16 protein-coding genes are annotated in these 19,213 nt (G+C 68.5%); 6 read left to right on the top strand and 10 right to left on the bottom strand.

Going from position 1 to position 19,213, the window contains the following annotated elements:
* Positions 1-58 precede the first annotated feature (58 nt).
* Positions 59-1,123 carry a phytoene/squalene synthase family protein gene (locus L810_RS15630; RefSeq protein WP_021159263.1) on the top strand — a complete coding sequence of 355 codons (1,065 nt, stop codon included), beginning with the start codon at positions 59-61 and terminating at the stop codon, positions 1,121-1,123.
* Between the two features lie 479 nt (positions 1,124-1,602).
* Positions 1,603-2,823, top strand: a complete 1,221-nt coding sequence (locus L810_RS15625; protein ID WP_021159262.1) for a porin — start codon at positions 1,603-1,605, stop codon at positions 2,821-2,823.
* Positions 2,824-3,158: 335 nt separating this feature from the next.
* Here the strand turns inward: L810_RS15625 and L810_RS15620 are convergent, their stop codons facing one another.
* The 8 genes from L810_RS15620 to pdxR all read right to left on the bottom strand — a co-directional run bounded on the left by L810_RS15620 (position 3,159) and on the right by pdxR (position 11,233).
* Positions 3,159-4,652 carry an efflux transporter outer membrane subunit gene (locus L810_RS15620; protein WP_042974876.1) on the bottom strand — a complete coding sequence of 498 codons (1,494 nt, stop codon included), beginning with the start codon at positions 4,650-4,652 and terminating at the stop codon, positions 3,159-3,161.
* 10 nt (positions 4,653-4,662) lie between these two features.
* Positions 4,663-5,817 (bottom strand): ABC transporter permease, encoded by a 1,155-nt coding sequence (locus tag L810_RS15615; protein WP_021159260.1) that lies wholly within the window; start codon positions 5,815-5,817, stop codon positions 4,663-4,665.
* Positions 5,814-6,773: an ABC transporter ATP-binding protein gene (locus L810_RS15610; RefSeq protein WP_021159259.1), complete on the bottom strand. Its 960-nt coding sequence runs from the start codon at positions 6,771-6,773 to the stop codon at positions 5,814-5,816. The genes L810_RS15615 and L810_RS15610 overlap by 4 nt, the downstream gene beginning before the upstream one ends.
* Complete coding sequence (locus L810_RS15605) at positions 6,770-7,735, bottom strand: HlyD family secretion protein (protein WP_021159258.1); 966 nt, start codon at positions 7,733-7,735, stop codon at positions 6,770-6,772. Before L810_RS15605 ends, L810_RS15610 begins: the two co-directional genes overlap by 4 nt.
* Entirely contained in the window at positions 7,732-8,430 is a 699-nt protein-coding gene (locus L810_RS15600) for a TetR/AcrR family transcriptional regulator (RefSeq protein ID WP_021159257.1), read from the bottom strand. Before L810_RS15600 ends, L810_RS15605 begins: the two co-directional genes overlap by 4 nt.
* 353 nt (positions 8,431-8,783) lie before the next feature.
* Positions 8,784-9,206 (bottom strand): cupin domain-containing protein, encoded by a 423-nt coding sequence (locus L810_RS15595; protein ID WP_021159256.1) that lies wholly within the window; start codon positions 9,204-9,206, stop codon positions 8,784-8,786.
* 10 nt (positions 9,207-9,216) lie between these two features.
* Positions 9,217-9,654 (bottom strand): carboxymuconolactone decarboxylase family protein, encoded by a 438-nt coding sequence (locus L810_RS15590; RefSeq protein WP_021159255.1) that lies wholly within the window; start codon positions 9,652-9,654, stop codon positions 9,217-9,219.
* A 94-nt stretch (positions 9,655-9,748) separates the two neighbouring features.
* The gene (gene pdxR, locus L810_RS15585; RefSeq protein ID WP_021159254.1) at positions 9,749-11,233 is read right to left on the bottom strand and encodes a MocR-like pyridoxine biosynthesis transcription factor PdxR; all 1,485 of its coding nucleotides are present in this window, start codon (positions 11,231-11,233) and stop codon (positions 9,749-9,751) included.
* A gap of 255 nt (positions 11,234-11,488) precedes the next feature.
* On the opposite strand from pdxR, the gene L810_RS15580 reads away from it, so the two are divergent.
* Positions 11,489-12,406, top strand: a complete 918-nt coding sequence (locus tag L810_RS15580) for a LysR family transcriptional regulator (protein WP_021159253.1) — start codon at positions 11,489-11,491, stop codon at positions 12,404-12,406.
* A 146-nt stretch (positions 12,407-12,552) separates the two neighbouring features.
* Complete coding sequence (locus L810_RS15575; protein WP_021159252.1) at positions 12,553-13,302, top strand: SDR family oxidoreductase; 750 nt, start codon at positions 12,553-12,555, stop codon at positions 13,300-13,302.
* 94 nt (positions 13,303-13,396) lie between these two features.
* Here the strand turns inward: L810_RS15575 and L810_RS15570 are convergent, their stop codons facing one another.
* Together L810_RS15570 and L810_RS15565 are read right to left on the bottom strand one after the other, a co-directional pair.
* A complete protein-coding gene (locus L810_RS15570; protein ID WP_021159251.1) occupies positions 13,397-15,031 on the bottom strand; it encodes a glycoside hydrolase family 32 protein in 1,635 nt (544 codons plus the stop codon).
* A gap of 175 nt (positions 15,032-15,206) precedes the next feature.
* Entirely contained in the window at positions 15,207-16,784 is a 1,578-nt protein-coding gene (locus L810_RS15565) for a glycoside hydrolase family 68 protein (protein WP_042974875.1), read from the bottom strand.
* 187 nt (positions 16,785-16,971) lie between these two features.
* Between L810_RS15565 and L810_RS15560 the strand changes: the two genes are divergently transcribed.
* Both L810_RS15560 and L810_RS15555 read left to right on the top strand, forming a co-directional pair.
* Positions 16,972-18,012, top strand: coding sequence for a substrate-binding domain-containing protein (locus L810_RS15560; RefSeq protein WP_042974874.1), 1,041 nt, complete (start codon positions 16,972-16,974; stop codon positions 18,010-18,012).
* A gap of 386 nt (positions 18,013-18,398) precedes the next feature.
* Positions 18,399-19,085, top strand: a complete 687-nt coding sequence (locus L810_RS15555) for a type 1 glutamine amidotransferase domain-containing protein (RefSeq protein WP_021159247.1) — start codon at positions 18,399-18,401, stop codon at positions 19,083-19,085.
* Positions 19,086-19,213 lie beyond the last annotated feature (128 nt).

The raw sequence follows: 19,213 nt of genomic DNA, 5'->3' as shown, positions 1-19,213 counted from the left end.
GCGGGCGCCCGGCGCCCGTGTGCGTCCGGGGCCCGCGCCGGCCGATTTTTCCCGACCCATGACGACTCGAACCGATTCCGCCTACCTGCTCGGCGACCTGCTGAAGAACGTTTCCCGCTCCTTCTACCTGACGCTGCGCGTGCTGCCCGACGGCATGCGCGACCCGGTCGGCCTCGCGTACCTGCTTGCGCGCGCGGCCGACACGATCGCCGATACGGCGCTCGTCGCGCCCGATCGCCGGGCGGCATTGCTGACCGAGCTGCGCGACGAGGTCGAGCAGCTCGGCGACGGCGTCGCGCTGTCGCGTGCGCTCGAGGACGTGACGCGGATGCAGACCGATTCGCACGAGCACGTGCTGCTCGGCTCGATGGAGCCGATGCTCGCGCTGCTGCGCGCGCAGCCGGACGCCGATCGCGCGTCGATCCGCAAGGTCGTCGCAACGCTGACGGCGGGGATGGTATTCGACCTGCGCACGTTCCCCGACGAGCAATCGGGGCGGGTCGCGTCGCTGCGAACGCGCGACGAACTCGACCGCTACACCTATCTCGTCGCCGGCTGCGTGGGCGAGTTCTGGACCGACATGACGGGCATGCACACGCCGGCCGCGCGCGGCTGGAACCTGCCGGACATGGTCGAGAAGGGCATCCGCTTCGGCAAGGCGCTGCAGATGACCAACATCCTGCGCGACTGCGCGAAGGACCTGCGCATCGGCCGCTGCTACCTGCCCGACGATGTGCTGGGCGCACACGGGCTGAGCGTCGCCGACCTGATGTTGCCCGATGCGTCGGCGCGTGCGCGCGGCGTGCTGGTCGACCTGCTGCGCGTGACGCTGGACCAGTATCGCGACGCGTGCCTGTATACCGTTGCGATCCCGCGCCGCTTCGTTCGGCTGCGGCTGGCATGCCTGTGGCCGATCATGATCGGCCTCGAAACGCTCGAGCTGCTGGCCGGCCATGACGCATGGCTCGATCCGGCGAAGCCGGCCAAGGTGCCGAGAAAGCGCGTCTACCGGATCATGGCGTCGTCGCTCGCGCTGGTCGGCTCGAACACGGCGATTCGCGCGCGCATGACCGCGCTTTCCGATGCCGTGAGCGCGCATCTCGTGCAGCCGGTCACCCGCTGACACCCACCGAACGATGCCGGCGCGACAGGTGCCGGCGTCGCCCCTCGGCCCGCGTTCGCCGGGCCGGTTCTCCCGCATCGTCTAAAAACGTTTTCATTATTTCGTTTCGCGAAACGTGGGTGTCATGAACGTCAGCGATCCTTCGCGGCGGCGTGAATCGCGGCGTCAGTCGCGGTCGCGCATTTGTAAGATGTATTTCGCCGAAGGCATCTGACAACATCCGACGGTCGTGTTGCACCCGTAAAAATGTAAAGCTAGGGTTTTCACCGGGAAATGCCGGAAAGGCCCGCTGCGTAAGCGTTTTCAGGTGTTATGTAACTGCTTGGTGAACCCGTGCGTTGCGTCGATCATACGATGACCGACTGCACATGTTGGGAAATGATTGGTAATCCGTCAGAATCGCGTCGGCATGTACTCGCACATGTGTCAGTCATAAAACCACACCAGAAAAGAAATCATTCTTTGAGGACGGAGAATCAATGAAAAAGCGCGTCGCTTTCGCCATGACGGCAGCGGGCCTTGCAGCCGCTACCGCCGCCCACGCACAGAGCAGCGTGACCCTGTACGGTATCGTCGATAACGGTATCGCATACCAAAACAACTCGTCGGCAGTCGGCGCGACCACGGGTGGTCACTCGAAGGTGCAGATGTCCACCGGCGTGTGGGCAGGCAGCCGCTTCGGCCTGAAGGGCAGCGAAGATCTCGGCGGCGGCACGAAGGCGATTTTCCAGTTGGAAGCCGGCGTCAACACGGCTAACGGTTCGTCGCAATGGACCAACGGCATCTTCACGCGTCAGGCGTGGGTTGGCCTGACCAACAATACGTACGGTACGCTGACGGCCGGCCGCCAGTACACCGCGTACTACACGCTGCTGTCGCCGTACAGCCCGACGACCTGGCTGACCGGTTACTACGGCGCGCACCCGGGCGATATCGATTCGCTGGATACCAGCTACCGCGCGAACAACTCGCTCGTCTACATGTCGCCGAAGTTCTACGGCTTCACGGTCGGCGGTTCGTACTCGTTCGGCGGCGTCGCAGGCGCGACGAACCGCGGCTCGACGTGGAGCGCGGCGATCCAGTACCTGAACGGCCCGGCAGGCATCGCCGTCGGCTACCAGCGAGTCAACAACGCGACGCTCGGCGGCGGCGCGTGGGGCGCGAACTCGACGGTGCAGAACGGCCTGAACGCAGCCGGCACCAACGGTGTCGAGCCGGCAGTTTCGTCGATCAACAATGGCTACCAGTTCGCACAGTCGCAACAGCGCCTGGCCGTCACGGCTGGCTACCAGTTCTCGCCGGCGTGGGACATTTCGGCGTCGTACTCGAACGTTCAATACATTCCGGGCACGGGTTCGGGTTTCAAGAACACGGCGATCTTCAACACGGCTGGCGCCGTGCTGCACTGGAAGCCGGTCGCTCAGTGGGACTTCGCGGCAGGCTACTCGTACACGGCGGCAACGCAGTCGAATGGCATCACGAGCTCGGCCAAGTACCACCAGGTCACGGTGTCGCAGTACTACAGCCTGTCGAAGCGCACGGGCCTGTACGCAGTTGAGGCTTACCAGCACTCCAGCGGTAACACGCTGACCCCGACGGGCGGCATCATCGCCGCAACGACGTCGATCGGCGACGGCGTGGGCGCAGGTTCGAAGCAGAACCAGATCGGCGTCGGCGTCGGCATGATCCACCGCTTCTGATGTCGCGCGGCGCGCAAGCGCTGCTTGCGGCATGCGGTATGAAAACCGGCCTTCGGGCCGGTTTTTTCATGGCTGCGCAATTCGGGCGAATGTCGCGCTGAGATCGCTGGGTCAAACCCGCACCGCGCCATCATTCCGCTTCTATCGCTGCGTCGAGCCTGCATGCGCGATTGCTCCGCTTCGATCGCTGCGTCAAGCCCGCGCACCGCGCGGTCACTGCGCTTCTACCGCTGCGTCGAACCTGCATGCGTGATCGCTCCGTTTCTATCGCTGGGTCAAGCCCGCGTCGCGCGATTGCTCCGCTTCGATCGCCGCATTGAGCCTCCACCGCGCACTCACTCCGCCGCATCATCCATCCAGCTCCCCGCCAGCGCCTGAAACAGCGCCGCCGTATCGGCAAGCCGGTCGGCCTGTGCGCGCGTACGGTCGAGCGCCGTCTGCAGTGCCTGCCGCTGCGCGTCGAGCAGGTCGAACGTGCTGATTCCCCCCGCCGCGTAACGGTTGCCGGCAATCGTATTGCTGGCCGCCGCTTCCTGCGCAGCGGTGTCTCTCGCCCGCAGCTCGGCAGCGTCGTGCTCGACCGCGCGCATCGCGTCGGCCACCTGCTGCAGGGCCTCGAGCACGGTTTCCCGGTAACTCGCGAACGCGGCGTCGTACGCCGCTTCGGCCGCGCGTTTCTTCGCACGCAGTTCACCGCCGTGAAAGAGCGGCTGCGTGAGACCGAGACCGACATTCCATACATTGAGCCCGCTGACGATATCCGCGATACGTGTGCGCTCCGAGCCGATCCCCGCCGAAACCGAAAAGCGCGGATACAGGTTCGCGGTGGCCACGCCGACGTTCGCGCTCGCCTGGTGCAGCACGGCCTCGGCGGCGCGGATGTCGGGCCGTTCGCGTGCGAGCGTCGACGGCAGCGCGACGGGCAGCGTGCGAGGCAGCGCGAGCGTATCCAGCGTGAGGTCGGGCAGCATCGCATCGGAGGGCGGCGCGCCGAGCAGGATCGCGAGCCGATGGCCGGACTGCGCGAGGCGGGTCGCGAGCGGCGGCAGCGACGCCTGCGTCTGCGCGAGCAACGCGCGCTGCGCGTGCACATCGGCCTGCGATACACCACCGGCAGCGAAACGCGCTTCGACGATGCGCAACTGTCGCGTCTGCGCGTCGATCAGCTGCCGCGTGAGCGCGACCTGCTGCGCGAGCGATGCGCGCAGGATCGCGGTGGCGACGACGTTACCCGCGAGCGTCAGGCGCGCGGCGTCGAGCGTATGGGCCTGATAGTCGACCTGCGCGCGCAGCGCCTCGAGCGCGCGCCGGTTGCCGCCGAACACATCGAGCACGTACGACACGCTCACCGACGCGTCATAAAGCGTGAACGGCCCCGGGCTCGGCACGCTGGCCGGCAGGCCGAACGCGGTCGTGTCGACCTGCTCGCGCGTCGCGGACACGCTCGCATCGACTTTAGGCAGCATCGTCGCGCCGGCTTCGGCCGCATGGTTCTGGCGCGCTTCGTCGAGCCGCGCGCGGGCTTCGGCAAGCGTCGGGCTGTTGCGCCAAGCGGTGTCGACGAGCCGGTTCAGCGGTTCGGAGCCGAACTGCGTCCACCAGTGCTGCGGAGTGTGTTCGGCCGATGCGAACGTCTGACCGTCGCCTGCCGGGCCGTCGGCGGCGGCGGCCGTCGTCGCCGGCGGTTCGCCGCGCGTGTAGCGCTGCGTGGCGGGCGCATCCGGCGCGTGGAAATCCGGCCCGACCGCGCATCCGGCGACGAGCAGCACGGCAGCGGCCAGCGTGCAGCAGCGGGTGGCGTGGAGGGGGCGACGCGAAGCCGGTTTCATCGTGCGGTGCCTAGTCGAGCGTGCGCCGGTAGAAGCGCAACGCGATGCCCATCACGACGACGGTGAACAGCGCGACCGGCCACACGGATGGCCACAGGTCGTTCCAGCCGTTCCCTTTCAGCAGGATGCCGCGCACGAGGCGGTTGAAGTAGGTGAGCGGCAGCAGGTTGCCGATGAACTGCGCCCACTTCGGCATCCCGGCGAACGGGAACATGAAGCCCGACAGCAGGATGTTCGGCAGGAAGTAGAACACGGCGAGCTGCATCGCCTGCAACTGGTTCTGCGCGAGCGACGACAGCGTGATGCCGACGGTCAGGTTCGCGGCGATGAACAGCAGCGCGGACAGGTAGATCGCGAATGCGCCGCCGACGAACGGCACCTCGAACACGAAGCGGGCGGCCGCGAGAATGATCGACACCTGGATCAGCCCGATCAGCACGTACGGGACGATCTTGCCCGTCATCACCTCGAGCGGCCGCACGGGCGTCGCGAGCAGGTTCTCCATCGTGCCGCGCTCGCGTTCGCGCGTGATCGCGAGGCCCGTCATCATCACCATCGTCATCGTCAGGATCACGCCCATCAGGCCCGGCACGACGTTGTACTGCGTGATGCCCTCGGGGTTGTAGAGCCGGTGCAGCACGACGTCGAAGGCGGCCGGCCGGCCGTTCAGGTGCGTGAGCGGGCCGGTCAGGTCCTTGTCCACGACCGGCTGCACGAGGCCGGCGAGCGCGCCGATCGCCGACGCGGTCGCGACGGGATCGGTCGCGTCCGCCTCGACGAGCAGCGACGGACGTTCGCCGCGCAGCAGCCGGCGTGAGAAATCGGCCGGCACGTTCAATACGAACAGCACGTCTCCGCGCGCGAGCGCACGCTGGCCGGCCGCTTCGTCGGGCAGCGTCTCGACGATGTCGAAGTACGCGGAGTTGCGCATCGCGGCGACGAAGCTGCGCGCGAACGGGCTCGCGTCGGCGACGATCACCGCGGTCGGCAGGTGCTTCGGATCGGTGTTGATCGCGAAGCCGAACAGCGCGAGCTGGATGATCGGCACGCCGACGATCATCGCGAACGTCACGCGGTCGCGGCGCAGCTGCAGGAATTCCTTCAGCACGATGCTCCACCAGCGCGCGACCGAGAACGCATCGCGCAAGCGCGCCCACGCGTTCATGACGACGCTCCGCCGGGCGGCGCGGACGCGCGGCCCATCATGTAGATGAATACGTCCTCGAGGCCGGTGTCGATCGGCGCGACCTGCAGCGCGGCGGGCCCGCCGGCCTGCGCCGCGACCTGCGCGAGCGTCGCGTCGAGCCGCGCGCGATCGCGGCCGCTCACATGCAGCGCCGAACCGAACACGACCGTCTGGTCGACGCCCGGCATCGTGCGCAGTCGCGCGGACAGTTCGGCCAGTTGGCCGCCGGTGATCGCGCGGGTCGCGAGCCCCTGCGACGCGACGATCTCCGCCGACGTGCCTTGTGCGAGCAGCTCGCCGTACGCGATGTACGCGAGCTTGTGGCAGCGTTCGGCTTCGTCCATGTAGTGCGTGCTGACGAGCACCGAGATCCCCTGGGCGGCCAGCCGGTGCAGTTCTTCCCAGAAGTCGCGCCGCGCGGCCGGGTCGACGCCGGCCGTGGGCTCGTCGAGCAGCAGCAGGGCCGGCTCGTGCAGCATGCAGGCGGCCAGCGCGAGGCGCTGCTTCCAGCCGCCCGACAGCGCGCCCGTGAGCTGGTCGGCGCGGCTCGCGAGGCCGAGCCCGTCGAGGGCGCGCGCGACGGCCGCCTTGCGGTCGGGCATCCCGTACACGCGCGCGACGAAATCGAGGTTCTCGCGAATCGACAGGTCTTCCCAGTACGAGAAGCGTTGCGTCATGTAGCCGACGCGTCGTTTGATCTGCGCGCTGTCGCGCACGATGTCGTAGCCGAGGCAGGTGCCGCTGCCCGAGTCGGGCGTGAGCAACCCGCACATCATCCGGATCGACGTGGTCTTGCCGCTGCCGTTCGGACCGAGAAAGCCGAAGATCTCGCCGCGCGCGACGCGCAGCGACACGTCCTTCACGACATGCTTGTCGCCGAAATGCTTGTTCAGGCGATCGACGTCGATCGCGTACGGGGCGGAGGGCGTGTTCACGGCACCCTCACGGCGACGGGCTGGCCCGGATGCAGCTTCGGCGCGTCGGCCACGGCCGGGCGTGCCTCGATCATGAACACGAGCTTGGTCCGGCTCTCGTTGCTGTAGATCACGGGCGGCGTGTATTCGGCCTCGCTCGACACGTAGGTGATGTGCGCGGGCACGTCGGCCGCACAGCCGTCGCAGTGGATCGCGACGGTGCGACCCGGTGCGAGCGATGCGATGGCGGCCTCGGGCACGAAGAAGCGCACCTTCAGGTTTTGCGGCGGCAGCATCTGCACGACCGGATTGCCGGCCTGCACCCATTCGCCGACACGGTACAGCGTGTCGTACACGCGCCCGGCGGCGGGGGCGGCGACGCGCTTCTGGTCGAGCTTCCACTGCGCTTCGGCCACGGCCGCCTGCGCGGCGTCGACCTGCGCGGCCTGCGCGGCGACCTGCTGCGCGCGTCCCGGCAGGCGCGCGACGTCGACCTGTTTCTGCAGTTCGCGCATCTGCGCGGCGGTGGTTTGCGCGGACGTGCGCGAATCGTCGAGCTGCTGCTTCGACAGGCCGCCGGCCGCGTACTGGCGTTCGTCGCGCGCCAGTTGCGCAACGGCTCGCGCGGCCCGTGCGGTGGCCTGGGCGAGCTGCGCCTGCGTGACCGCGATTTCCGGCGGGCGCTTGCCCGTCTGCAGGTCGGCAAGCTGCGCGCGGGCGGCCGCGAGCTGGTGCTGCGCCTGCGACAGCGCGGCGGTTTCGCTGACGGCCTCGAGCGAGAAGGCCGGCGCGCCGGCGGCGAGGGTCTGGCCGCGCGCGACCGCCAACTGCGTCAGCGTGCCCGATTGCGACGACGACAGGTACACGAATTCGCCTTCGACGTAGCCCTGGTAAGTCGTGCCGTTGTCGGCCGGGCGTCCGCAGCCGGCGAGCACGGCGACTGCGGCGACCATCGCCAGCGGCCGTGCGCGGAGCGGGTTCATGACGGCCTCCGTGGCGAGCGGGCCCGTGCGCGACGCGGGGGGGCGGCCGGCTGCATTCCCGAACCGAGCAGCGCGCGGACGTGCCGGTGCAGCACGTCGCGATCGATCGGCGGCATGCCGCGCGCGCTTTGCCACAGTTTCGCGGTCGCGAGCGGCAGCATCACCAGCGCGACGATCGAATGGAACAGGAACGCGGGTTCGAGCGCGGGGTTCAGCGTGCCGGCCTGCTGCGCGCCGCGGATGCGTTCGGCGAAGCGCCCGACATGATCGAGCGGAATGCGCCGGACCATCCGTTCGCGCAGCAGCCCGCCTTCGTGGACGATCTCGCGCAGCCAGATCGACGGCAGCCACGGCATGCGGTGCGTGACGTCGAAGAAGCGGTCGACGAGTTCGCCGACAAGTGCGAACGGATCGTCGTCGATCCGCGGCTCGGTCGGTCGCCACACGAACGCGATCGCCTGTGCGAGCCGTTCCTCGACGATCGCGTCGAGCAACCGCTCGCGATTCGTGAAGTAGTAGTGGACCATCGCCGACGTGACGCCTGCGGCGGCGGCGATCTGCGCGACGGTCGTCGCGGCGATGCCGCGTTCAGCGAACAGCTGCATCGCGACGTCGAGCATGTGGTCGCGCAGGTCGAAATCGTCGACCGACGGGCGGCGCCCGCGCGGCCTGGCGACGGTGGATTTCGCGTTCATGAAATCGACGCTAATTGATGAGTTAGTTAATTTCAAGGAAGGGTTTGCGACCGGGTTGATCGAGATCAGGCGAGCGTCGAACGGGGGCGCGGGCGGGCCGGGATGTGGCGCGGTGCGGTGCGGCAAGCCGGTAGCGGAGTGTAGGGAGCGGCTAATGCGGAGGCGGCGAGGAAGCTGCGGAGAAGCGGCGGAGAAGCGGCGGAGAAGCGGCGGAGAAACGGCGGAGAAACGGCGGAGAAGCGCCGAGGGAAAACCGGCGGGGAGCGGCGGGGCTCAGTAAGCGAAACGGCGGCGAACCCGGTCGCGCAGCGGGCGCACGTGCCTCGACAACGGCACGCGCCCCCCGCAAGCGCTTACTGATCGATCGGCGACGTCAGCGGCACGTGTTCGCCGGTCAGCCCGAACACGACGAGCTGCGCGGGTTCGGTCGCGCTCGCGTTGCGCGACACCTGGTGGCGCGAGCCGGGCGCCTCGTACCAGCCTTCGCCGGCGCGGTAGCGGTGCAGCGGGCCGCCGTTCACCTGCGACAGCACTTCGCCTTTCGACACGACCGCGAACACCGAGCCGAGGTGCCGGTGGGCTTCCGAAGCCTGGCCGGGCGCGTAGTCGACGGTCGCGACGACCGCGAGCTTGCCGGGCGCTTCGGGCACCGCCTGCTGCATGATCGTGTGCACGTTGTCGCCGGTGTCGTGTGCATGGGCGGCGGCCGGCGGCAGCGCGGCCGCGGCCGCGAGCCATGCGCCGAGGGCGGCGCGACGGAGCGTGGCGTACGTCATCGTCGTCTCCTTACTCGGGCATCTTGCGGAACGCGATCGCGAAGCGGTTCCACGTGTTGATCGTCGCGATCAGCATCGACAGGTCGAACAGTTCCTCGTCGGTGAAATGCGGCTTCACGGCCTCCCAGACGGCGTCGGGCACGTGGTTGTCGGCCACGAGTGTCAGCGCCTCGGTCCATTCCAGCGCCGCGCGTTCGCGCTCGGTGAAGAACGGCGTTTCGCGCCACACGACGACGGTCGCGAGACGGCGGTCGGTTTCGCCGTCCTTGCGTGCGTCGGTCGTGTGCATGTCGACGCAGAACGCGCAGCCGTTGATCTGCGACGCGCGCAGGCGGACGAGTTCGGCGAGCGGCTTCTCGATCGAGCTTTTCGCGATGAAGTCCTCGGCGTTGCGCATCACCTTGATGGCGTTCGGGCTGGCGGTATAGAAGTTCAGGCGCGGTTGCATGGCAGGTCCTTTTTCGGTTGGAGCGCACTGTGGCGCGACAGGACCCACTTTAGGACGTAAGCTGGCCTGCTTGAATGGCCAATTTCTGGAAAATTCAGGTAACCAGTGCCGGGCCGCCGACGCTGCCCGAACCCAGCAGGCCGGTGAGCTTCGCAAGCGCCGTGTCGATGCGCAGCGCGTCGATCCCGCCATAGCCGAACAGCAGCCCGGCACTGACCGGCACGGCGACGTGGAATGCCGAGATACCGTACAGGCCGATGTCCAGCTCGCGGGCGGCGCGGACGAGTGCCGCCTCGTCGAGCCCCGGCTTCAGGCGGGCGGCGAGGTGGATGCCGGCGGTCGGCACGATCGCGTCGAACCACGGCGCGAGTTCGCCGCGCAGATGCGCGATCAGCATCTTGCGACGCGCATCGTAGTGCTTCTGCACGCGCTTCAGGTGCCGTGCGAAGTCGCCTTCGAGCATGAAGCGGGCGAGCGCCGCCTGCGTCAGCGTGCAGGTGTGCCAGTCGACGATCTGCTTCGCCTTGGCCAGCGCGCCGCGCAGCGCGCGCGGCGGAATCGCGTAGCCGATCCGCAGCTCCGGAAAGATCGTCTTCGAGAAGGTGCCGACATACGCGACGAGGCCCGTGCGGTCGAGGCTCTTCAGCGACTCCACCGGCCGGCCCTCGAAGCGGAACTCGCCGTCGTAATCGTCCTCGATGATCACGGCGCGGCGGCGCTGCGCCCATTCGAGCAGCGCGACGCGCCGGTCCAGCGTCATCGGCATCCCGAGCGGGAACTGATGCGACGGCGTCACGTAGACGAGGCGCGCGTCGTCGGGCAACCGTTCCGTCACGAGGCCGTGCGCGTCGACCGGCACGCCGATCACCGTCGCACCGAGCGACGCGAACGCGGCACGCGCGGGCGGGTAGCCGGGATCCTCGACCGCGACCACGTCGCCGGGCCGCACGACGACGCGGGCGATCAGGTCGAGCGCCTGTTGCGCGCCTTGCGTGACGAGCACGTCGTCCCAGCTGCATGCGACCGCGCGGCTGAATCCGACGTAGCGCGCGATCGCGCCGCGCAACTGCGGATCGCCGGCCGGGTCGTGATACTGGGCGGGGCCGCGCATCTGCTGGCGCAGCGCGTGATGCAGGCAGCGCCGCCATGCGTCGAACGGGAACAGCGTCTTGTCGGTCACGCCGCCGCGGAAGTCGAAGGCGGGCGCATCCTGCGGGGCGGGCATCGCGAGCGCGTCGGGCAGGTCGTTCCACAGCGCGCGCGCATCGACCGCGTCGACGCGCGGCGTGCCGTCGACGAGCGACGGCGCCGACACGGACGCGGCGTGCGGCACGCGCGCGAGGCCGTCGGCGACGAACGTGCCGTCGCCCGCGCGTGTATTCAGGTAGCCCTCGGCCACCAGGCGCTCGAACGCGTCGAGCGTCGTCTTGCGCGAGACGCCGAGCTGTTTCGCGAGGTCGCGCGTCGACGGCAGTCGCGCGCCGCCGGCGAGGCGCCCGTCGACGATCGCGGTGCGCAGTTGCCGGAAGATCTGCCCCGTCAGGTCGTGACGGCCTTCGATGCGGATCGCGATGTCCATCGCAGTGGTTACCTCGGTTGCCGGGATTTCGAGTCAATCAGCATACCGGAAGCCGGCGGCGGTTTGGTGCGGGCTGCGTGGCGGCGTGACGCGATGCTTGTAGCGGCCGCCGGAGCGCAAGGAATCGCGCGGAGGCCGGCCGAACCGACCGGGCGGGACACGCCCGTGACCGGCACGATTGGCCCGCATCGCCTGATTGGACCTTGGCCCGCCGCTGCCTTACGATCCACGACAACCCCACACCGGAGCGACCCCATGCTGTCCGAAGACGAACTTGCGCTGCTCGACGCGATCCGCGCCACCGGCAGCCTGTCGCGGGCGGCCGCGCGGCTCGGCAAGGCGCCGTCGACGGTGTCGCACGCGGCGCGCCAGCTCGAAACGCGTTTCGACGCGCTGCTGTTCGACCGGCGCGGCTACCGGCTGCAGCTCACGCCGGCCGGACAGCTGCTGACCGACGAGGCGGCACGGCTGGCGCTGGACGTCGCGCGACTGACGCAGCGTGTGCGGCAGGTCGCGAGCGGCTGGGAAGACCGGCTGTGGATCGTCAGCGACGAGGTGCTGGAGTTCGACACGCTGTTGCCCGTCGTCCACGCGTTCGATGCGCTCGATTCGGGCGTGTCGTTGCGTTTCACGCACGAAGTGCTCGGCGGTACCTGGGAAGCGCTGCGCGACGGCCGTGCGGACCTGGTGGTCGGCGCGACCAACGAGCCGCCGGCGATTCCCGGCTTCAAGTGGTTCGAGCTGGGGGCGATGGAGTGGGTGTTCGCGGTATCGCCGCGCCATCCGCTGGCCGCCGTGAGCGGCGCATTGACGCGAGATGCGATCGGCGCGCACCGGGCGGTCGTCGTCGCCGATTCGTCGCGGCGCGCGGCCGGCCGCGCGTATGGCCTGCTCGGCGGGCAGGCCGTGCTGGCGGTGCCGTCGATGCGCGCGAAGATCCTCGCGCAGCGCGACGGGCTGGGCGTCGGCTGGGTGCCGCGCCGGCGCGTGGCGTCGCTGCTGGCGCGCGGCGAACTCGTGGAAAGACAGACGGCCGATCCGCGCGAGCCGAACCGGCTGTATGTCGCGTGGCACGGCGACCGGGACGGCCGGGCGCTGCAATGGTGGCTCGAGCAATTGCGCGAACCGAGGCTCGCGCAGCGGCTGCTCGACGGGATCGACGTGGCCGGCTGACGCGGGGCGGCGCCGCGCGACCGGATCCGTCCGCGCAAACACGTTCGACGATTTCGAACGTGTTCGTCGCGCCCGTCGTACGGCAAGGCCGGGCGCGGCGCGCATCCTGTGTCCACGGTCAACTCACCGGTTCACAGGAGAACATCATGCAACGCTTCGAAGGAAAGACGGTCCTCGTCACGGGCGGCAACAGCGGCATCGGCCTGGCGGCCGCCAGGGCATTCGCGGCCGAAGGCGCGCGGGTCATCATCACCGGGCGCGATGCGCAGACGCTCGAGGCCGCGCGGCAAACGCTCGGCGCGGATGCGCTCGCGATCCGCAACGAGGCCGGCAGCGTCGCGTCGGCCCGCGCGCTGGCCGATGCGATCGCGTCGGCGGGAGCGCGGCTCGACGCCGTGTTCATCAACGCGGGCGTCGCGAAACTCGCGCCGTTCGCCGACAGCGACGAGGCCATGTGGGATCTCGTGTTCAACACCAACGTGAAGGGCGCGTATTTCCAGATTCAGTCGCTGGTGCCGCTGCTGAACCGTGGTGCGTCGATCGTGATCAACGGCTCGATCAACGCGCACATCGGGATGCCCGGCTCGTCGGTGTATGCGGCGAGCAAGGCGGCCGTCAATTCGTTCGCGAAGACACTGTCGACGGAACTGCTGCCGCACGGCGTGCGCGTGAACGTCGTGAGCCCGGGGCCCGTGCAGACGCCGCTCTACGGCAAGCTCGGGCTCGACGCGGCCACGCTCGACGAGACGGCCGACAAGATCAAGGGCCTCGTTCCGGTCGGCCGGTTCGGCACGCCGGACGAGATCGCGTCGACGGTGCTGCACCTCAGCGCGCCGGAATCCGCGTTCATCGTCGGCGCGGAGATCATCGCGTCGGGCGGGATGGGCTTGCTCTGATCGGCGAAGCCCCGGCGGGGGCTGCAACCGCCCGGCGTTGCGCCGGGCGGACAGCCCACGTCACCGGCGGACGGAGCGCGTCCGCACCTTGCATCTATCGCGGCGCACAGGTGCCATGCCTGTCGCCGCCGGCTTCGAGCTGCGTCACCGTGAGCCCGGAGAACGTCGCGCGGCCGTGCTCGGCGAACACGGCGACGCGGTCCGCGTCGGGCGGCGGGAAGATCAGGTCGGTGAGCGCCACTCGGCCGCCGTTCGCGAACACTTCGACCGAGCCGCGATCGACGACGATCTCGAGCCGCAACCGCCCGTGCTCGAGCGGCAGGTCCACGATGTGTTCGCGGCTGAACGTGCCGGCGAAATTCGCTTCGCCGGAGCGGGAGCGGTCGAGCGTCAGCGTGCGCTTCACGGTGTCGTACACGATCCGGGTGCCGACCGAGCCGTCCGCCGAGCGCCGGACGATCAGGCCGGCACGCGCCGCGTGCCGCGGCTCGATCGTGACGGTGATACGCTGGACGGCGCCGCGCGTCGCGGGCGACAGCGCGCGTGTCGCGGAATCGACCGTGGGGTCGCCTTCGTGAACGGCGGGCCGTCCGTCCGCCCATGCGTCGAACGCGGCGGCCGGCGCGACGACGAGCGTCGGTTCGCCGTCGATCGTTTTCAGCGAGAGTTCACGCGGCAGGGTCATCGCGCCGCGCCACGGCGCGGTCGGCACTTTCGCCGCGTAATCCCAGTTGCTCATCCACGCGATCGCGACCGGTCGTGAGCCGGGCGCGCCCGAGAAGGTGCCGGCTGCGTAGAAATCCGCGCCATGGTCGACCCAGTGGAATTGCGCGGGATCGGAACCGGCGGGGGCGACGCGATCCGGCGTAAACGTGCGGCCGTCGAAGTGCCCGACGAAATACATCGCGCCCGAGCCGCCGGCGATCGACCACGGGTTGACGTTGACGATCATGACCCACCGTATTTGTGCGGGGTCGCCGTCGAGCGGCAGCGGCACGAGGTCGGGCATTTCCCACAGCGCGCCGTCGTGCGGCACGCCCGGCCGCGTGAAGTCGCTCAGGAAATTCCAGTGGATCAGGTCGTCCGAGCGATAGAGCTTCACGACGTGCGCATCGGCGACGACCGTCGTCATCAGCCAGTAGCCGCCCGGCGCATACCACGACACTTTCGGGTCGCGAAATTGCTTCGATTCCGGATCGAGCGTCAGCACCGGGTTGTGCGCATACGGCTGCCAGGTCGTGCCCTGATCGAGGCTGTACGCGAGCGACTGCGCCTGTATGCCGGGTGCGTGACCCGAGCCGGGTTTGTAGACACTCGTATAAAGCGCGACGAGCGGCGTGTGGCCCGGTGTGCCGAGACCGGACGTGTTCAGCGTATCGGCGACGATCGAGCCGGAGAAGATTTCCTCCGTCGCGTTCGCGTGCATCGCGACCGGCTGCTCGCGCCAGTGGACAAGATCGGTGCTCGTCGCGTGGCCCCACGACATGTTGCCCCAGTCGTTGCCGAGCGGATTGTATTGGTAGAACAGGTGATAGCGGCCGTTGTCGTAGACGAGCCCGTTCGGGTCGTTCATCCAGTTGCGCTGCGGCGTGTAATGGAGCGCGGGTCGCCATTGCGGGGTGCCGTCGTCAGCCGGCGCGTGGCAAGGCGCGGCAGCGGCCTGGGTGGCCACGCAGGCGAGCAGCAACCGGGCGATCAGGGCGGAAAAGCGAAAAGACGTCGATATCATGCGGGGTGTCGTGCTTCGCCGTGCAAGGCGGGAAAGAAGGGCGCCTGCCGCATTCGACGGCGGTGCGCGCAATGGATGGAAGGTAAAAAGCGGAGGCGCGCACGCGACACGCGCGATATGCGCCTCCCTAACCCCGTGCCTTTATCGATGATTGTTATGGTTGGTTATCCCGACTTCACTGGCTGTTGCCGTCGTTGTGTCCGGCGCCCGTCGCGGGCAGGTTCGCCGGAATGTCGCCGTAGCCGCCGAGGCCGCCGCGTCCATACGTGCGGTCGACCGCCGTCGACGTGCCGTTGATGTTCACCTTCACCGTCGGCGCGAGCGTGCCGCCGCGACGCGGGCCGATCGCATCGATGAACGACTCGACGAGCCCGCCCGGCATCACGTAGTGCGAATACGACTGGAATTCGCGCGGGTTCTGGTTCGGATCCTGCGAATACGGTGCGCCGGCCGGTGCGGAGAAGTCGGTCGGGTTGCCGAGCACGAGGCCGCTGCCGCCGTTCAGCGGCAGGAAGTCGCTGCGGATGCCGTTGCCGACGAAACCGTACACGCCGTCCGGGCCGTCGACGCCGGCCGCCATCGTCGTGCGGTGGCTGATCGTGAACAGGTAGTACTTGCCGTCCTTCAGGTAGATCTGCGGGCGCTCGGTCTGGTCGTCGACGCAGTTCGCCGACAGGATCGGCGGCAGGAACTTCCACTCGGTCAATTGCGGGTTCGTCGCGACCGCGAGGCCGACGTTGGCCTTTTGATACACTGCGCCCGAATTCATCACCGCGTTGAGATCTTCGCGGTTCGGATCGTTCGGTGCATAGCCGAGATCGGCCTCGGTGCAGGTGCGTGCGCCGCGCGGGCCGCCGGTGTTGCCTTCGAACACCATGTAGGTCTTGCCCGGATGCGCGGGGTCGGTGAACACGAACGGATCGCGGAACGAGAAGTAGGTGTTCTGCTGGCCGGTCTGGTAGTAGTTGCCGTCCGGTTGCAGCAGCGGCTTGTGATTGTCGAAGCCGGTGAACCACACGTGCGTGTTGTCGGCGTGGATGTTGCCGTCGGCGCGCGTGATGATCGCCTGCGGCGGCGTGATGTCCGCGCCGCCGGGTGCCGAGCGGTTGAACGACGTCGCCGTGTAGTACAGGCTGACGTTGCTGCCGTTCGTGAGGCGCGCGGAGCCCGACCATTCGGCGTTGTTGGTCATCGGTGCGGTGCCGAATACCTTGGCGCTCGCGCCGTCCGGGAACAGGTGGCCGCCCCAGGTCCAGCCGCCGTTGGCGGGGCGCTGCGATGCGGGGATGCCCGCGCGGCGATAGAAGAAGCCGATGCGGGCGTGGACGTGACGGTCGTCGAACGTGTAGCCCGCGTGCGGATCGGCGGTGAGCGAGAAGATCACCTCCCAGCCCTTGTAGCTGAGCTGGTTCGCACGCAGGTCAGCCAGCGGCCACGTGTCCCATACCCACACGTTCGAGTTGATCAGCGGGAAATCCTGCGGGATGTCCGGCATCGTCAGCGCTTGCGGCAGCGAGTTCTTGTCGGCGCCGGCGGTGTGCGACTGCGCGACGATCTGGCGGATGTCCGCACGCGTCCAGCGCATCGTGAAGTTGCCTTCGGGATCGTAGGCCTGCTGCGTATGGGGCGTGGGCATGGGCGCGCCCGTGCCGCTGGACTGCGCGTGCGCGACGGACGCGAAGGCGGCAAGTGCGCCGCCAGCGAGGAGCAAACGTTTGGTCGCGATCGGGCGGAAAAGGGGAAAGTGTGTCATCTCGTCGTTGTTCCCTGGCAAGGTGAAAGTGAACGGCTGAGTGGGCATCGATGTCCAAACCGGTTTGGATGCTATTTCAAACCGGTTTGGAACGCAAAAGATATTTATTTGACGGTAATCGTTACCAATTGGAAATAATTACCCGGCCGGTGCATCCCGGTGTTTGGGCGGCCGGGCGGATCGGCGAATGCGAGGAGTGACGGTGAAGGTGAATCTGAAGGCGCTGTCGGACGCGCTCGGGCTGTCGCGGACGACGGTCAGCCGCGCGCTGAACGGTTACGACGACGTCAGCGAGGCGACGCGCGAGCGCGTGGCGCGGGCGGCGCGGGAAATGGGCTATGTGGCGGACCCGACCGCGCGCCGGCTGGCGACCGGTCGGGCCGACATGATCGGGATCGTTTATCCGTTCGGCGCGGGCGACCTCGGCGATCCGCGTTTCGGCGAGGTCGTCGCGGGCATCACCGAGCGGCTCGCGGAACGCAATCTCGATTTCATCATCGCGTCGGCGCGGCCGAACGCGGAACTGGACACCTATCGGCGCATCGTCGAAGGCAAGCTCGTCGACGGCCTGATCGTCGCGCGCACGCTGGTCGACGATCCGCGCATCGCGTACCTGCAGGCGAGCGCGTTTCCGTACGTGGCCTACGGCCGGACCCGGATGGCCGAGCCGTATGCGTGGTTCGACTTCGACAACGAAGCGGGCGCGCGGGACGCGGTGCGCCGGCTGACGGGTTTCGGGCACCGGCGCATTGCGATGATCAGCGCGCCGCTTGCGCTGAATTTCGCCGCGCAGCGCCGTGCAGGCTATCTGTCGGCCCTGCGCGAAGCCGGCATCGAGCCGGATCCGGCGCTGCTCGTCGAGTGCCCGTTCACGCACGACGGCGGGTTGCAGGCGGTGCGGGCGCTGCTCGCGCGCGCCGAGCGGCCGACGGCGCTGCTGGTCGACAACAATATCGCGGGCGGCGGCGCGTTTCGGGCGCTCGTGGACAGCGGGCTGCGCCTGGGCGAGGACATGTCGCTGATCGTCTACGACGGCGTGCCGCCGGGCCTCGCGCACCCGCATCGTGTGACGGCGGTCGTGCAGCCGACCGGCCACGCGTCCGGGCGCTCGCTCGCGGAACTGATGCTGCGCCTGCTGGGCGACGGCGTGCGCGAGCACCGGCTCGAGGCGCCGGCAATCGAGGCGGGCGACACCGACGGTCCGTTGCGCGACCGGCCGGCGGGATGAGGGCGAGGGGCGCGAGCACCTGTGGACACCGACGGATCGCGCCCGTCGAGAAAATCCATGACGGCGGCAGGGATGATTACCCATTTACTAGACGACCGGTCTAATCCGCGACTATCATCCGTCCTCGTGAATGCGGCGACGTCCGTGGCGCATGCAAGCAAGGCGCGAAAATGCCATCTCGCGCTGTGGTGCTGGTAGCGCGGCGAGACGCCGTCGTTTTATTTTCGAATGTTCTAGACGACTGGTCTAATAGACGCGTACTGCATTCGGATACGCGGGTCGCACGATGATGCGTCACAACTGACTAACGGACAGGCGCGCCGCGTCGGCCGGTTTTTGGATCATGCGGCCCCGTTCCCATCAACTTTTCGAAGGAGTGTCCGATCATGAAGATTCTGGTTGTCCTGACCTCGCACGACACGCTCGGCGACACCGGCAAGAAGACCGGCTTCTGGCTCGAGGAACTGGCCGCGCCGTACTACGCGTTCAAGGATGCGGGCGTCGAGCTGACGCTCGTGTCGCCGAAGGGCGGCCAGCCGCCGCTCGACCCGAAAAGCAGCGATCCGGCCGCCCAGACCGACGCGACGCGCCGCTTCGAAGCCGATGCGGCGGCCAAGGCCGAACTGGCGTCGACGCGCAAGCTCGCCGACGTGTCCGTGGACGACTACGACGCCGTGTTCTACCCGGGCGGCCATGGCCCGCTGTGGGATCTCGCCGAGGATCTGCATTCGATCGGCCTGATCGAGCGCGCGCTGGCGGCCGGCAAGCCGGTGGCGGCCGTCTGCCACGCGCCGGGCGTGCTGCGTCACGTGAAGAATCCGCAGACCGGCGAATCGGTCGTGCGCGGCAAGCGCGTGACGGGCTTCACCAACAGCGAGGAAGCGGCCGTCGAACTGACGGAAGTCGTGCCGTTCCTCGTCGAGGACATGCTGAAGACCAACGGCGCGCAATTCGAACGCAGCGCCGACTGGGCGCCGCATATCGTCACCGACGGGCTGCTGATCACGGGGCAGAACCCCGCGTCGTCGGCGCCCGCCGCCGAGGCGCTGCTCGCGCAACTCGGCCACCGTTGAGCCGATGGCGCCGGCCGGGCCGGCGCCGCACCGTATTCGTCGCCGGGCGCAAGCCGTCCGGCGACGGCCCGAATCGTTCCGTCGTGCGCACCGCACGGCGCGTTTCCCGTCGTTTTGCAGAACCAAGC

The organism is Burkholderia sp. AU4i (genome assembly GCF_000466765.1).
GTDB lineage: Bacteria > Pseudomonadota > Gammaproteobacteria > Burkholderiales > Burkholderiaceae > Burkholderia > Burkholderia cepacia.
This window is presented reverse-complemented; position numbering and strand designations above follow the sequence as displayed.